8 protein-coding genes are annotated in these 15,772 nt (G+C 57.7%); 2 read left to right on the forward strand and 6 right to left on the reverse strand.

Annotated features, from left to right (window positions below; all coding sequences use genetic code 11):
- Positions 1-204: 204 nt before the first annotated feature.
- From E5E97_RS18625 to E5E97_RS18650, 6 genes are all read right to left on the reverse strand, one after another.
- The gene (locus E5E97_RS18625) at positions 205-2,130 is read right to left on the reverse strand and encodes an EAL domain-containing protein (RefSeq protein WP_076361422.1); all 1,926 of its coding nucleotides are present in this window, start codon (positions 2,128-2,130) and stop codon (positions 205-207) included.
- Between the two features lie 3 nt (positions 2,131-2,133).
- Positions 2,134-2,856 carry a transglutaminase-like cysteine peptidase gene (locus E5E97_RS18630; protein ID WP_024945793.1) on the reverse strand — a complete coding sequence of 241 codons (723 nt, stop codon included), beginning with the start codon at positions 2,854-2,856 and terminating at the stop codon, positions 2,134-2,136.
- A 158-nt stretch (positions 2,857-3,014) separates the two neighbouring features.
- Positions 3,015-4,343, reverse strand: a complete 1,329-nt coding sequence (locus E5E97_RS18635; protein WP_011706511.1) for a TolC family outer membrane protein — start codon at positions 4,341-4,343, stop codon at positions 3,015-3,017.
- A gap of 35 nt (positions 4,344-4,378) precedes the next feature.
- Entirely contained in the window at positions 4,379-5,797 is a 1,419-nt protein-coding gene (locus E5E97_RS18640) for an HlyD family type I secretion periplasmic adaptor subunit (protein WP_011706512.1), read from the reverse strand.
- A complete protein-coding gene (locus E5E97_RS18645; protein ID WP_017410900.1) occupies positions 5,790-7,934 on the reverse strand; it encodes a type I secretion system permease/ATPase in 2,145 nt (714 codons plus the stop codon). Before E5E97_RS18645 ends, E5E97_RS18640 begins: the two co-directional genes overlap by 8 nt.
- A 403-nt stretch (positions 7,935-8,337) precedes the next feature.
- Positions 8,338-9,273, reverse strand: a complete 936-nt coding sequence (locus E5E97_RS18650; protein ID WP_171280756.1) for a TIGR01212 family radical SAM protein — start codon at positions 9,271-9,273, stop codon at positions 8,338-8,340.
- A 613-nt stretch (positions 9,274-9,886) separates the two neighbouring features.
- Between E5E97_RS18650 and gltB the strand changes: the two genes are divergently transcribed.
- Together gltB and E5E97_RS18660 are read left to right on the forward strand one after the other, a co-directional pair.
- On the forward strand, positions 9,887-14,344 hold the full coding sequence (gene gltB, locus E5E97_RS18655) for a glutamate synthase large subunit (RefSeq protein WP_171280757.1): 4,458 nt from the start codon (positions 9,887-9,889) through the stop codon (positions 14,342-14,344).
- A 12-nt stretch (positions 14,345-14,356) separates the two neighbouring features.
- Positions 14,357-15,772 carry an FAD-dependent oxidoreductase gene (locus E5E97_RS18660; RefSeq protein ID WP_029300081.1) on the forward strand — a complete coding sequence of 472 codons (1,416 nt, stop codon included), beginning with the start codon at positions 14,357-14,359 and terminating at the stop codon, positions 15,770-15,772.

Consider the following 15,772-nt stretch of genomic DNA (forward strand, 5'->3'; position numbering starts at 1 on the left):
ATCCGTTGCAAAAATGTATTGGATTTGTTCCGTCTTGGGGGGATGCAATGTATTAAATCGAAGGGTCTTTTTTATAATGTCAAATCAATCACTTGATAGTGTCTCAAGCGAGCCCAAAACAGAGCGGTGCCCTAAAAATACCTATTCTTATTCATCTTTAGAATAAAAAAGGGCCCTTATGGGCCCCTTTTGATTTGATAACGTTCAAGCCAGTGGGAATGCGGGATGAACAAAACCCTGATAACCATCGATATGCAATTTGGCAAGCAGCTCAACCTGATGTTGATCTTCAACCCGGGTCGCAATGGTTGTGACTCCGGCATTGTGAGCGGCGCGGCACACTGCTGCCAGGAAGGAGGTATCCGCCCCCGGCTCCATCACCTGACTGGTATAGCCATGATCAACCTTGACATAGGCTGGAGCCAGCTCTTCCAGATATCCCAGTGACTGGAAGTGACGTCCATAATGATCCACCCCCCACTGGAATCCATGTTCTTGCAAGGCCTTCACCAAGGCGGTGACATGATCTTTATGCTTCATGATGGCAGCTTCCGGGATTTCAAACAGCAGCCGCTCTTGCAGCTCGACATGATCCGTCAGATAACCGGTCAACCACGCTCTGAACTCATCGGAACACAGCGAGCCAGCTGTAATATTGACCGCCAAGACCAGATCCGCCTGTTGTTGGAGCAATGGAATAGAAGCTTCAAGTATCGCCTGATCGAATTCGCCGCCCAATTTGAACTGTTCGATGGCCGGCAAGAATTGACCGGCAAAATAATCGGTGCCATCACGAGAAATAGAGGCAAACAATTCGGCATGCAAACGCTCGCCGTTATCAAATCGGCAGGCAGGTTGCGCCTTGAAGCGCCACAAGTGCCGAGCGATGGCATCTTGTACCAGATCGCGCCAAGCCAGACGTCCCATCAGTCCTTGATCAACCCCCCCCTCCATGACTACTGCGCCACGACGTTCATTACGCGCTTTGCCCAAGGCGTTGTCGGCCTTGGTCAGCAACGCTGACAAATCGTCATTACCATCGCGCCCTGCAATACCGATAACGGAGAGTGCACCACCCTCACCCATGGGGTTTACAACCAGGTCGGCAATGCGACTATTTATCACCTCCGCCAAATCTTTCAGCTGGGCCAGATCATCGGTAGGACACAGCAAGGCATACTCCGTGGCCGAAATCCGCGCCAGTGCCGACCCATCCCAGCCTTTCAGCTGCTCCTTCAGAGCCTGTGCTATCGACTTGACCATGTTGTCACGAGCAGCAAACCCCTCCTCACGGTACAGGTCATCCAGCATATCGACAGCGACCAGCATGACGCCGCCTTGTCCCGCCTCGGCAATCCATGCATTTACCTGACCCACGAAATAAGCCCGGTTGCCCAAGCCGGATACGGCATCCACATAAACCCGCTCCCGCAATTTTTCAGCTTCATCAGCCTGTTCCTTGAACTGCAGGGCCAGCTTGCTGGAAAGCGTATTGATGGCTTGTACCACCTGTTTCAATTCATGGGTCTTGGGTTCAGGAATGGCATGGCCAAAGTGATGCAGCTCGATCTCCACCGCCTGCTCGCAGATCTGCTTGAGCGGCTTGAGCAAATAGTTGAGCGCACGCATCAACAAAATGGTGGTGATGAGGAAACCTATCAGAAACCAGCTCGCCAGTTCGCTCATACCACGCCACAGCTCGTAGTAGGCTTGCCCGGGGTGACCAACAACCTTCAATTTTCCCAGTTGCAGCCAGCCAGAGGTCAGAATCGATTCGTTGGATACTTCCGGAAACAGACCCAAATTAATGAACCACTGCGGCACCCCCTGAATATTGTTAGTATTTTCCTGCTCAATGACATCCTTGGAAGCCAACAAGTCCAGACGGACCAAGCGATAATATCCCCCATCAAATATCGCCTGGATGACGGATTCAGCCCCCACCTTGTCACCATTTTCCAGATAAGGTGTCAACGCCAATCCCAGGGATGTGGCGGTGTTGATGACTGTGGTTTCCTGCTGCTGCGCCAGATAGGTACGAGTCGAGTTGAATTGCACCCAATAGGTGGCTGCAAACAACAACCCGAACAGGATCAACATGGTGGCCAGTAATTGTCTGTAGAGCGTCATAGGTTAATCATCCAAATTCAACACAGGCTGAGCCAATCGCCCCGAAGTCATGCGATTGCGTAAATCATTCCATAATCCCAGGCGTGAGGACTGTCCAGCCAGTTCCCCTTGACCACGCGCCTTCATCAACCACAAGTGACTACCATTAAAGCTGTATATCGGCATCAGATCCCGGCGCTGGCTGGCTGGCCGGATCGACCCAATCAAGTTATCCAAAATCACGGGGACTGAGGATGGCGTGTCATAGTAAGCAACCACCATATGAAACTGGTTGTAATCCAGTGCCTTGACATAGACCATCCGCATTTTTTCATCCGGCACCCCCAATTCCAGCAGGGTAAAGTACTTTGAAATGCTGAAGTCTTCACAATCACCACCCGCCGCGCCTAAAAATTCCAACGGGGTCGCCCAATAGTCTTTTTTGCGCCACAACTTGATGTCGTCAATAAAACGCATCTGGTTGAAAAACTGGTTTACCTTCTCCAGTTTCTGACGGTCTGTCAGACCGGCGGCACGATTTTGCATGACCAGCGTACGCCAAGTCGTGACCCGTTTACCGGCTCTGACACCATACGTTTCCTGTGCCCGCTGTACCAGTTTGAGATCTTCGGGGGTAAGAGGCTGGCTGGCAGAAAGCAGTAAAGGTAGAGAAACCAACAGCAGCCAGAGTGACCAGCGCAACCAGCGCGCGCGCAAAAACGGAGCCAAACCGAAGCTTGACGCCATGCCGACACTGCCTGCCCGATACTGCTCAGTCACATGCATCTTCAAAAGATCCACTGGCTGTTACAACGCTGGCCAGAAGTGGCCGTCAGAGACAAGGGATGGCGGCAGCCCGGCTGCAGCCATCCCTTTTACTCGCATCAAACCTGATGCGCACTTCATTACTGTTTAGCTTGCCAATCGGCTGGCTGCTTCACATTAAACGCATTGAGCAAACTGCCAGTGGCATTGAGGATCCGATAATCCGCCAGCAAGGAGTCATACTCGGCCGTGATGTAGCTGCGACGGGCCTCAAACAGTTCGTTCTCGGTGTTTAGTACGTCCAGCAAGGTTCGCTGGCCCAACCCGAACTGCTTCTTGTACGCCTGTACGGTGTCATAGCTGGCATCCACGTGCTCTTTCAGGAAGGTCTTCTGCTTAGTCAAAGACTCTTTGGCGTTCCAAGCCAGGCGAGTTCCCTCTTCAACCTGACGGAAAGCATTCATATGAATATCTTTCGCCTGGGAATAGAGGGCCGACGTCGCCTTGCTCTGCGCCAGATCGGAACCACCACGGAACAGGTTGTAACGCATGCGTACCATGGCGGTCAGATCGTCATTGCGTCCCTTGACTGCATCAATGTCCTCGTTCCAGTTCTGATCCACTTCAAACGTGACGTTGGGATAAAAACCGGACTTGGAGCCTTCATGCTGATACTTGGCGGCTTCGATATCCTGCAAGGATGACAGCAAGGTCGGATGCACTTCGGTCGCCGTCTTCAATGCGGCATCCAAGCTGCTCGGAATGAGCTGAGCATCCGGCACCGGCTGAACCAAATCTTTTGGCATCTCGTTGACTACCCGGATGAATTCGCTCTCGGCATCCCGGTAGTTGTTTTCGGCAGCCGCCTGATTGGCATAAGCTCTGGCGACACGACCATCAATTTGGGTCTGGTCTGCCGTGGATCCCAAGCCTGAATCGGTCCGCTTGCTGATGTCGCTGCGGATCTGCTCGTGAGTTTCCAGGTTCTGTTTGGACAGCTCGAGGATCTCCTGCTGACGCAGCATGTTGAGGTACACCTCAGCCACGCGCAGGGCCGTATTCTCCGCCTCGGAGATCATGGCCAAACGCTGAGCATTGGCTTCGGCATCGGTACGAGCCACGTTGCTGCTGACGTTGAAACCATCAAACAGCATCTGGCGCAGGCTGATACCGGCCTCTTTACGGGTCATGGAGTCATCGATGGTGGTCGAGTTCGCGCCAGCCGCACGAGTTGACGGGCTGTCAGTCTTCTCATAGCCGACACCGCCGCGCAGATCGATGGTGGGATAGTAACCACCTTTGGCCCCATCATGCTGATACAATCGCGCCTGATAGAGATCAAAAGCTTCCTTGATTTTGGGATGGGTAGCCAGTGACTGTGCCACTGACTGTTCCAGTGTTTGGGCCTGGGTAAGGCCCGGGAACAGCACGGCGCCACTTACTAACATGGCAACAATCGTCTTCTTCATGGTATCTCCAGTCATGTTGTTTTTAGATTGTTGGCTTATCGTTCTCTCAGTGCCGACTGCTTTGCCCGTAAAATCGGCTTAAGCAAATAGTCTAGGACACTTTTTTTACCAGTAATAATATCTGCACTGGCTAACATACCGGGGATGATGGGAAGTGCGTTAAGCTCATCGCCCAAGTAACTTTTCTCGGTGCGTACTCGTACCAGGTAAAAGGAGTTGCCATCTTCATCCTGGATCGAGTCAGCACTTATCTGTTCAACCTTGCCATGTAATCCTCCATAAATTGTGAAGTCATAGGCAGTAATCTTGACCACGGCCTCCAGCCCTGGCCGCAAGAACGCGATATCTTTGGGCGACACTTTGGCCTCGACCAGTAGAGTGTCTTCCAGCGGAACAATTTCCATCAGATCCATGCCGGGTTGCACCACCCCCCCCAGCGTGTTGATCTTGAGCTTCTTGATGGTGCCCTTGAGCGGCGCAATAACGCTGGTGCGATCCACCCGATCCCGCAGCCCAACCTGGCCTTCGGACAGCTGGCTCAATTTGCCTTGCCGTTCATTGAGCTCGGTCTGTGAATCGGCCCGGAATTTCAAGGCAATGTCGTTGCGCTTGGAGATGGTCTCCCGCAACACGGAATCGAGCTTGGGAATAAGCAGCCGGTTGCTCTCCAATTCCCCCTGCATCTCGTTGACCTGCCGTTCCAGCTTGATCAGTTCGACCTGAGGTACTATCCCCTCCTTGGCCAAGGGGCGGCTGATATTGAGTTCCTGCCGCGCCAGATCCACACTACGCGCCACCGTCCTGATCTTGGCGTTGAGCTCTATGGTCTCCTGCTCTTTCTGTTCAATCTGCTGCCCCAGAATATAGAGCTGGTTGTTCAAGTTGTTGAGGCGCTCATCCTGAACTGATTTTTCTCGAGCCGCATATTCGGCAAAGACGTTTTCGAAACCATCCGGGAAATCGATGGGTTGCTTGTCGACCACGACCTGCTCGCGCCACCCCAGATTGGGGCCGGTCTTGACCACCACGCTCTGGATTTCGGAGCGCAGCCTGGCAATATCCCCCTTGAGGGTCACCAGCTCCTGCTCCCGTTCACGAAAATCGGAGCGGAAGCGAGTATCATCGATACGCAAGAGCGGCTGCCCTTTTTCAACGATGTCACCCTCTTTGACGAAGATCTCCTTGACGATCCCCCCCTCCAAATTCTGGATCACCTGCAACTGACGGGAAGGGATGACCTTGCCCTGTCCGACGGTGACCTCATCGAGCTCGGCCCAGGCGGCCCAGACGATGGCGCTCATGAAAAACAGGAAGCAGGCCCACAGCAATGCCCTGGCTCGAGTCGGAGTACTCAGCAGTACCGCAGCCGCACCGTCATCGACGAATTCGAGGTGCTCCGGTGCCGGCAGTACGGTATCGGATGGCGCCTTCTTGAACAGGCCAAATTTAGCCATTGGACGCCTCCTGCACACGCACCTTGCCCTCTTTCAACTGTTGCAGCACAGCCTCTTTGGGCCCATCGGCCACCACCTGCCCCTGCTCAACCACGATGACTCGTGAAGCGACATCGAGCATGGAGGTTTTGTGAGTGATCAGGATCAGGGTCGTTTCCGGCCCCAATCGTGCCAACTCATGCTTGACCTGCATCTCGGACTGGTTATCCATGTTGGACGTGGGTTCGTCCATCACCAGAATGGGGGGGTCGTTGAGCAAGGCTCGCGCCAGCAGAATAGCCTGGCGCTGACCACCCGAGAGCTGGCGGCCCCCCTCGCCGATCTGCCGATCCAGTCCGTTGGGATCCCGATTGGTAAAGTTGGTGACGCCGGCCCGTTTGGCGGCCCGCATGACCCGCACATCGTCCACCAGCGGATTGCCCAGCATGATGTTGTCGCGTACCGAGCCAAAAAACAGGGTCACGTCCTGCGGGACACAACCTATGTTGCGCCGGATAACCGAGGCCGGCAGCTGATCCAGCTCGAACCCATCGAGTCGTACCGAGCCATCGGTAGGCCGATACAAGCCCATCAAGATCTTCTCGAGCGTGGTTTTACCCGCCCCGATCCGGCCTATGATGGCCACCTTCTCGCCCGGCTCGATCCGCAGATTGATGTTGTGCAGCGTGCTGGTTTCCATTCCCGGGTACTTGAACGAGACATTGTCAAATTCGATCCGACCGGAGATCACGGGATGGTGGATGTACTGTTTGCCCTCTTCCTGCTCACCCGGTGTCACCATGATTTTTTCCAGGATTTCCAATGCGGACTTGGCCTGGTTGTAGCGGGTGGAGAGCACCGACAACTGCACCATGGGCGCAATGGCGCGGCTTGACAGCATGACGGCGGCAATCATGCCCCCCATGGTGACCAGCCCTTCCGAAATCTGATAAACGCCGACAATCACCAGTGCCACCGTCACCACCTGCTGGATGTAACTGGCCAGCGAGGACATGGAGTTGGTGATGCGGCGAGTCTGCACGCCCCAGGTCGAGATATGGGAGACAGCCTGTTCCCAGCGATGCTGGAACATGCTTTCGGCCCCGAAAATCTTGACGGTCTCAAGACCTGAAATACTCTCGATCAGGTTGGCATTCTTCTGGGAAGCAAGCCGCGATCCCTCTTCGATGGACTGCTTGAGCGGCGCCTGAATATAGAAGCTGTAAATGATGAGGATCAGCATGGCGACGATCGGCACTACGACCATGACCCCGGCAAAAATCCAGATGATGAACAGGAAGAAGACCGCGAACGGCAGGTCGATGAGGGTAGAGACGGTGGCGGAGGTAAAAAATTCCCGTACCGATTCGAACTCCTGCAGATGTTTGGCAAACGCACCGGTCGAGGCCGGCCGCGACTCCATCCGCATGCCCATCACCTTGGCGAAGATCTTGGCCGACAACAGCACATCCGATTTTTTACCGGCGATGTCGATGAAGTAGCTGCGCAGCTGGCGCATCACGAAATCAAAGGTGAACACCACCATGGCCCCGACGGCAAGCACCCAAAGGGAATCAAATGCCAGATTGGGCACTATCTTGTCGTAGACGTTCATGGTGAACAGCGGGCTGGCGATGGCAAACAGGTTGATGAGGATGGACGCGATCAGTACGTCCCGATAGATGCCACGGGATTCAAACAGAGTGCTCCAGAACCAGTGCCCGTCACGGGTCTCCAGCACCTTGGGGGAGCGCTCATCAAATTTGAACTGCTTTTTGACAAAAAACAGTCTTCCCAGATACTCATCACCCAGCTGGGCTGCATTGAGCCACTGGGCCGCATCTCCCGCCTGAGGAAAGATGACCTTGCCCTGGCTTCTGTCTTCATTCCACTCCAGCAGAATGCAGGCACCGCCATTGCGCATCTGCAACACGCAAGGCAGCAACAAGGGAGAGATTTCGGCAAGCGGCTGGATCACTTCCCGGGCCGACAGTCCGCCCCGCTCGGCGGCACGGCCAAACAGGTTGGGTGTCAGCAGGCCGGACACCAGTGGCAAACCGGTCGTCAGGGCATCCTTGCTGTTGGGCACCCCATAAAAGCGGGTCAGAAAGACCAGGCACTCCAACAACTCGTCAATACGGTTAGTTTCTGCTTGCATAGCATCCTGTCACTGCATGATTGGGCCGGCTCTATCGCCACACCGATATTCAAGCTTCACGGGCGCAGTTTGGCGCAGACGATCCCGTGACATAAAGAACAGAGCTCCCCGAGAAGGGATCAACAGCCTGATACACATTAAGCACAGGTACATGACACTGAATGTCATTGGCAGACCTGATAGGCATTACACCCAAAGGCAAGACGGGCAGTTTGGTTGCGGATCGCGACACAAGATGGCGCCATATCCGATATATCCCGTCCAAATTGGAAATAATACAAGCTTATTGATAATGATATCTTTTTCAAGCCAAGTACTATATCAAGACAATTTTACCGAAACTATACCGCAAAGACTGAATTTCATCTAATAACTCACTGTTTTTTTGATGAAATCTGATTACCTAGCCGATATTGCCAGAAAGCGAAAAAGGGTGCCCCAGCACATGGCCCTGGGCGCCGGAGCGGGCCAGTTCACTAGCAATGTCAGCCATGGCTGTCCAGCGATTCTCGCACCAGGCCGGCGCCAACAGAGTCGGACGGCGTGCCGATGCCGAGATGCGGTGGTATACCACCTCGGGCGGCGTGTGCTGGATCATGGCAACCGCCGCTTCCACATACTGCGCCAGGCTCGGCACCTCCAGTCGACCCGCCTGCCACGCCTTGCCAAGGGTGCTTCCCTCTACCACGTGCAGCGGGTGCAACTTTATCCCCTCCACCCCCGTCTCCACGATGCGCTGCAGCGTATTCAGGCTGTCCATGGCGACTTCACCGGGCAGACCGACGATCAGGTGGGCGCACACCTTGATGCCGCGCTGATGAGCCCTGGTCACAGCGTCAACATAGGCGGCATAGCCATGGCCCCGGTTGATGCGCTGCAGCGTCCTGTCGTTGGCGCTCTGCAGCCCGAGCTCCAGCCACACCTCGTAACCTCGGGCCTGATAACCGGCCAGCAGGTCCAGTACCGCATCCGGTACGCAATCTGGACGCGTCCCCACACACAAGCCCACCATGTCGCTCACTGACAGCGCCTCTTCATACATGCGCTGCAGGTACTCCACCTCGGCATAGGTGCTGGTATAGGCCTGAAAGTAGGCGAGATAACGTTTGGCCCGGGTCACTTCATCCCGGCGAGCCAGCAGTTGCTGCACCACCGAAAGCTGCTGGGCCGACTCGTCGGCAAAGGAGGAAACATTGCAGAAAGTGCAGCCGCCACGGCCCAGCGTGCCGTCCCGGTTCGGGCAGGTGAAGGCACCGTGAATGGAGAGCTTGTGGATCTTCTGGCCATGGCGCTGCTTGAGATCCTGGCCGAATGTATTGACGAGTTCGTGTAACTGCATGACACCTCCAGTAAAGGGGCGTCATTGTACGAGCTTGGCCGCGCGCAGCGCTGCGCTGGATCAAGAGAGGATAGAGTCGGGAAAACATATAAATATTCACCAATAGCTGGATAAATATCAGCAAATGGGTAGTTATCGACGCTTTCGAGACTCATCCCCAATTTGACGAAGGCTCAACACCACCACAACACCATCTTCTAACAGTTTGTTGAATAATGAAAATTTCCTCATAGACGGTGGTTTTGCAAATGCAAGCCATCTGCTTCGTTATTGTGATCTCGGCCATTCACTTGTCGAGTGGATTGGTAAAATTACTACAAATCCTTGCCCCCATTGAGTCAACCAGTAAAGCCCAATATGACAATACAAAATTCCACAAAAACAAAAATAACCAGAGCAATCGCCAGTTAATACCCCATATAGACCCGCACCCCGACATTTTGTTATGAGTTTGTGATAATGAAAACAGCCGGGATGTCCAATTGACCTTGCCGAAAAATCCCATTAGTTTGGAGATTCGCCACCTCAGGCGGACGGAACCACAAGAGCCAATCGCAATTTATGCAGTCTGTTGATGACAGTGCGATGCAAGGCCGAGCAAGGGAGAAATGCAATGTCACTATATGATCCAAAGCTGGAGAGGGATAACTGTGGCTTCGGCCTGTTGGCCCACATGGAAGGTGAAGCCAGCCACAAGCTTGTCCGTCTCGCGATGTCAGCATTGGCTCGCATGCAGCACCGTGGCGGCATCTCCGCCGACGGCAAGACCGGCGACGGCTGCGGTCTGTTGCTGCAAAAACCCGACAGCTTCTTCAGAGCTGTCGCCGAAGAGAAGGGATGGCACCTGGGCCGCAACTACGCGGTCGGCATGCTGTTTCTCAACCCCGATCCCGTCTTGGCGCAAGCCACTCGCGATATCATCGACGAAGAGCTGGAGAAGGAGACCCTGAGTCTGGTCGGTTGGCGCAAGGTGCCTATCGATGCCAATGTACTCGGCCCTATCGCCAAGGCCTCCCTGCCCAGCATCGAACAGGTCTTTGTCAACGCCCCCCCCGGCTGGGTCGACAAGGATCTCGAGCGCCGCCTCTATATCGTGCGCCGCCGCATCGAGAAGCGTATCAGCGACGACTACTTCTACGTGGTCAGCCTCTCCAACCTGGTCACCGTCTATAAAGGGCTGTGCATGCCGGTGGACTTGCCGCGTTTTTATCTGGATTTGGCCGACATTCGCATGCAGGCGGCCATCTGCGTGTTCCACCAGCGTTTCTCCACCAACACCAGCCCGCGCTGGCCGCTGGCGCAGCCGTTCCGCTACCTGGCCCACAACGGCGAGATCAACACCATCGCCGGCAACCGCCAGTGGGCCAAGGCGCGCAGCTACAAGTTCGCCACACCCTTGATCCCCGATCTGCAAGAGGCCGCCCCCTTCGTCAACACCACGGGGTCGGACTCATCCAGCCTCGATAACATGCTGGATCTGTTCCTGGCCGGTGGCATGGACCTGTTCCGTGCCATGCGCCTGTTGATCCCGCCTGCGTGGCAGAAACACCCGAACATGGATGACGACCTGCGCGCCTTCTATGACTTCAACTCCATGCACATGGAGCCGTGGGATGGCCCCGCCGGCATAGTCATGACCGACGGTCGCTACGCCACCTGCGCACTCGATCGCAATGGCCTGCGTCCGGCCCGCTACGTCATCACCAAGGACAAGTTCATCACGCTGGCCTCTGAAGTGGGCACCTGGGACTACACCCCGGACGAGGTGCTGGAGAAGGGCCGGGTCGGCCCGGGCGAGCTGTTCGTGGTCGACACCAGCAACGGCAAGATCTGGACTAGCTTCGAGATCGATGACGATCTCAAGAGCCGTCACACCTACAAGCAGTGGATGGACAAGCACTGCAAGCGGCTGGTGCCGTTCGAGCAGATGGATGACGCCAGCACCGGCGCCCGCGAGTTCTCCGACGATCAGCTGAAAACCTATCAGAAGCTGTTCGGCTACTCCTATGAGGAGCTGGATCAGATCATCCGGGTACTGGGTGAAAACGGCCAGGAAGCGGTGGGCTCCATGGGGGATGACACCCCGATGGCGGTGCTCTCCTCCAGCCAGCGCACCCTGTACGACTACTTCCGCCAGATGTTCGCCCAGGTCACCAACCCGCCCATCGATCCGCTGCGGGAAAACCACGTCATGTCGCTGGCCACCTGTATCGGCCGCGAGCAGAACGTGTTCAACGAGACCTTCGGCCACGCCCACCGGGTGCTGTTCCAGTCACCGATACTGCTCTACTCCGACTTCCACCAGCTGCTGGCGCTGGAAGGGGAGCACTATCGCCATCAGGTGATCAGCCTCAACTTCAAACCCGAAGAGGGCCTGGAAGCGGCCATCCTGCGCATCTGTGAAGAGGCCAAGGCTGCCGCCAAGGCCGGTACCGTGCTGCTGATCCTCTCGGATCGGGACGTCAGTGCCGACACCCTGCCCATCCCGGCCGCCATGGCGGTGGGAGCAGTGCAGCGCACCCTGGTGGACAACAACCTGCGTTGCGACGCCAACATCCTGGTGGAGACCGCCAGCGTGCGCGACCCGCACCACTTCTCGGTGTTGCTGGGCTTTGGCGCCACCGCCATCTACCCCTACCTCGCTTACGAGACGCTCGCCAAGCAGGTAGAAGAGGGCGTGCTCAAGATGAGCCTGCGCCAGGCCATGCTCAACTACCGCAACGGCATCAACAAGGGGCTCTACAAGGTGATGTCCAAGATGGGCATCAGCACGGTGGCCAGCTACCGCTGCTCCCAGCTGTTCGAAGCGGTGGGCCTCTCCAAAGCCGTGGTCGAGATGTGTTTTCGCGGCGTATCGAGCCGCATCCAGGGCGCCGATTTTGCCGACATCCAGCAGGATCAGTTCAATCTGGCCCGTCAGGCCTGGCTGGCCCGCAAGGCCCTCACTCAGGGCGGCCTGCTCAAATTCGTCCACGGTGGCGAGTACCACACCTACAACCCGGACGTGGTGCAGACCCTGCAAGTGGCGGTGCGCTCCGGCAACTACGCCGATTACAAGGAGTACGCCCGCCTGGTGAACGAGCGGCCGGTCGCCACCCTGCGCGATCTGCTCACCCTGAAGAAGGTCGACAACCCGGTGGCGCTGGAGCAGGTGGAGCCGGCCGACAAGCTGTTCCCCCGCTTCGACTCCGCCGCCATGTCCATCGGCGCGCTGGGCCCGGAAGCCCACGAGGCGCTGGCGGTGGCCATGAACCGGCTCGGCGGCCAGAGCAACTCGGGTGAAGGCGGCGAGGATCCCAAGCGCTTTGGCACCGAGAAGAATTCGCGCATCAAGCAGGTGGCCTCGGGGCGCTTTGGCGTCACCCCCCACTACCTGATGAACGCCGACGTGGTGCAGATCAAGGTGGCCCAGGGCGCCAAGCCCGGCGAAGGGGGCCAGCTGCCCGGTGACAAGGTGACGGCCCAGATCGCCAAGCTGCGTTACTCCGTGCCCGGCGTGACCCTGATCTCGCCGCCGCCCCACCACGATATCTACTCCATCGAGGATCTGGCCCAGCTCATCTTCGACATCAAGCAGATCAACCCGAACTGCCTGGTGTCGGTGAAGCTGGTCTCCGAGCCCGGCGTCGGTACCATCGCCTGCGGCGTGGCCAAGGCCTATGCGGACTTCATCACCGTCTCCGGCTACGACGGCGGCACGGGGGCGAGCCCGCTCACCTCGGTCAAATACGCCGGCTCCCCCTGGGAGCTGGGCCTGGCCGAGACCCAGCAGGCGCTGGTCGCCAACGGCCTGCGTCACAAGGTGCGGCTGCAGGTGGACGGCGGTCTCAAGACCGGTCTCGACATCATCAAGGCGGCCATTCTCGGCGCCGAGAGCTTCGGTTTCGGTACCGGCCCCATGGTGGCGCTTGGCTGCAAATACCTGCGTATCTGCCACCTGAACAACTGCGCCACCGGCGTCGCCACCCAGGATGAGAAGCTGCGTCGCGAGCACTTTACCGGCCTGCCAGAGATGGTGATGAACTACTTCAAGTTCATCGCCGAGGAGACCCGCGAGCTGATGGCCCAACTTGGCGTCACCCAGCTGACCGACCTTATCGGTCGTACCGACCTGCTGGAAGCGCTGCCCGGCCTCACCGCCCGTCAGGCCAAGCTGGATCTCTCCGGCATTCTGGCCAGCCCGGTGGCACCGGCAGGCTCCAGTCTGTTCAGCCAGCAGCACAACCCCACCTTCGACAAGGGGCCTTTGAACCTCAAGATGGTGGAAGATCTGCTGGAGGCGGTGGAAAACATGAGCGGCGGCGAGTTTCGCTACGACATCCGCAACACCGACCGCTCGGTGGGGGCGCGTCTGTCCGGCGAGATCGTCAAGCGCCATGGCAACCAGGGCATGGCGGCCGATCCGGTGCGGGTTCACTTCAATGGCACCGCTGGCCAGAGCTTCGGCGTCTGGAACGCGGGTGGCCTTGAGATGATCCTCACCGGGGACGCCAACGACTACGTGGGCAAGGGGATGACCGGCGGCAAGCTGGTGATCAAGCCCCACGTCGGCGTGGCGTTCAAATCTCACGAGGCAGCCATCATCGGCAACACCTGCCTCTACGGCGCCACCGGCGGCAAACTTTACGCTGCGGGTACCGCCGGCGAGCGCTTCGCGGTGCGCAACTCAGGGGCGCTGGCGGTAGTCGAGGGAATTGGCGACAACGGTTGTGAATACATGACCGGCGGCATCGTCACCGTGCTCGGTACCACCGGCGTCAACTTCGCGGCGGGCATGACCGGCGGCTTCGCCTACGTGCTCGACGAGTGCGGTAACTTCGCCAAGCGCACCAACCCCGAGCTGGTAGAACTGCTGGACGTGGCGGATCTTGCCATCCATCAGGAGCACCTGCGCGGCATCATCACGGCGCACCTCAATGAAACCGGCAGCTCGCGTGCCGAGGAGATCCTGGCCAACTTCGACTCCTATGTGCCCAAGTTCAGGCTGATCAAACCCAAGTCCAGCGACGTCAAATCGCTGCTTGGCCACACCAGCCGTTCCAGTGCAGAACTCAGAATCCAGGCGCAATAAGGAGGGAACCCTATGAGCCAGAACGTATTTCAGTTTATCGACGTGCAGCGGGTCGACCCGCCCAAGAAGCCGCTCAAGATCCGCAAGATCCAGTTCGTGGAGATCTACGAGTCCTTCAACCAGGCCCAGGTCGGCATGCAGGCGGATCGCTGCCTCGACTGCGGCAACCCTTACTGCGAGTGGAAGTGCCCGGTGCACAACTACATCCCCAACTGGCTGAAGCTGGCCAACGAGGGGCGCATTCTGGAGGCGGTGGAGCTCTCCCACCAGACCAACAGCCTGCCGGAGGTGTGTGGCCGGGTCTGTCCGCAAGACAGACTGTGTGAGGGTGCCTGCACCCTCAACGATCGCTTCGGCGCCGTCACCATCGGCAACATCGAAAAATACATCACCGACAAGGCGTTCGAGATGGGCTGGAAGCCCGATCTCTCCAAAGTGGTCAAGACCGGCAAGCGGGTCGCCGTCATCGGCGCCGGCCCGGCGGGCCTCGCCTGTGCCGACGTGCTGGCACGGGGCGGCGTCACCCCGGTGGTGTTCGACAAGTATCCGGAGATCGGCGGTCTGCTCACCTTCGGCATTCCCTCCTTCAAGCTGGAAAAAGAGGTGATGCAGCGTCGCCGCGAGATCTTCGAGGGGATGGGGGTGGAGTTTCGTCTCGAGACCGAGGTGGGTCGCGATGTCACCTTCGCCGACCTGCTCGGCGAGTTCGATGCGGTCTTCCTCGGGGTCGGCACCTACAAGTACATGAAGGGCGGCTTTGCCAACGAGGAGGCACCGGGAGTCTACGACGCCCTGCCCTACCTCATCGCCAATGCCAACCGGCTGCTGGGCTTTGAGAAGGCGCAAGCCGACTACATCGACTTCGCCGGCAAGCAGGTAGTGGTGCTCGGCGGTGGCGATACCGCCATGGACTGCGTGCGTACCGCCATCCGTCAGGGGGCCGACAAGGTGATCTGCGCCTATCGCCGCGACGAGGAGAACATGCCGGGCTCCAAGCGGGAGGTGAAGAATGCCCGCGAAGAGGGGGTTGAGTTCATGTTCAACCTGCAGCCGGTCGGCGTCGAGCTGGACGCCCAGGGCCGCACCTGCGGCATCAAGGTGGTGAGCACCGAGCTCGGCGCCCCCGATGCCAATGGCCGCCGCAACCCGGTGGTGATCGCCGGCTCCGAGCAGGTGCTGGCTGCCGATGCGGTGGTGATGGCGTTCGGCTTCCAGCCCAACCCCCAGCCCTGGATGGCGGAACACGGCATCGAGCTTGACGGCCGGGATCGCATCAAGGCCTCGGAGCAGGCCGAGCATGCCTTCCAGACCAGCAACCCCAAGGTGTTCGCCGGTGGCGACGCGGTGCGCGGCTCCGATCTGGTGGTGACCGCCATCTATGAGGGCCGCAAGGCGGCCGAAGGGATCATGGACTATCTGGCCGTGTGA

Origin of the sequence: Aeromonas sp. 2692-1 (assembly GCF_013085505.1) — a bacterium.
Lineage (GTDB): Bacteria > Pseudomonadota > Gammaproteobacteria > Enterobacterales > Aeromonadaceae > Aeromonas > Aeromonas hydrophila.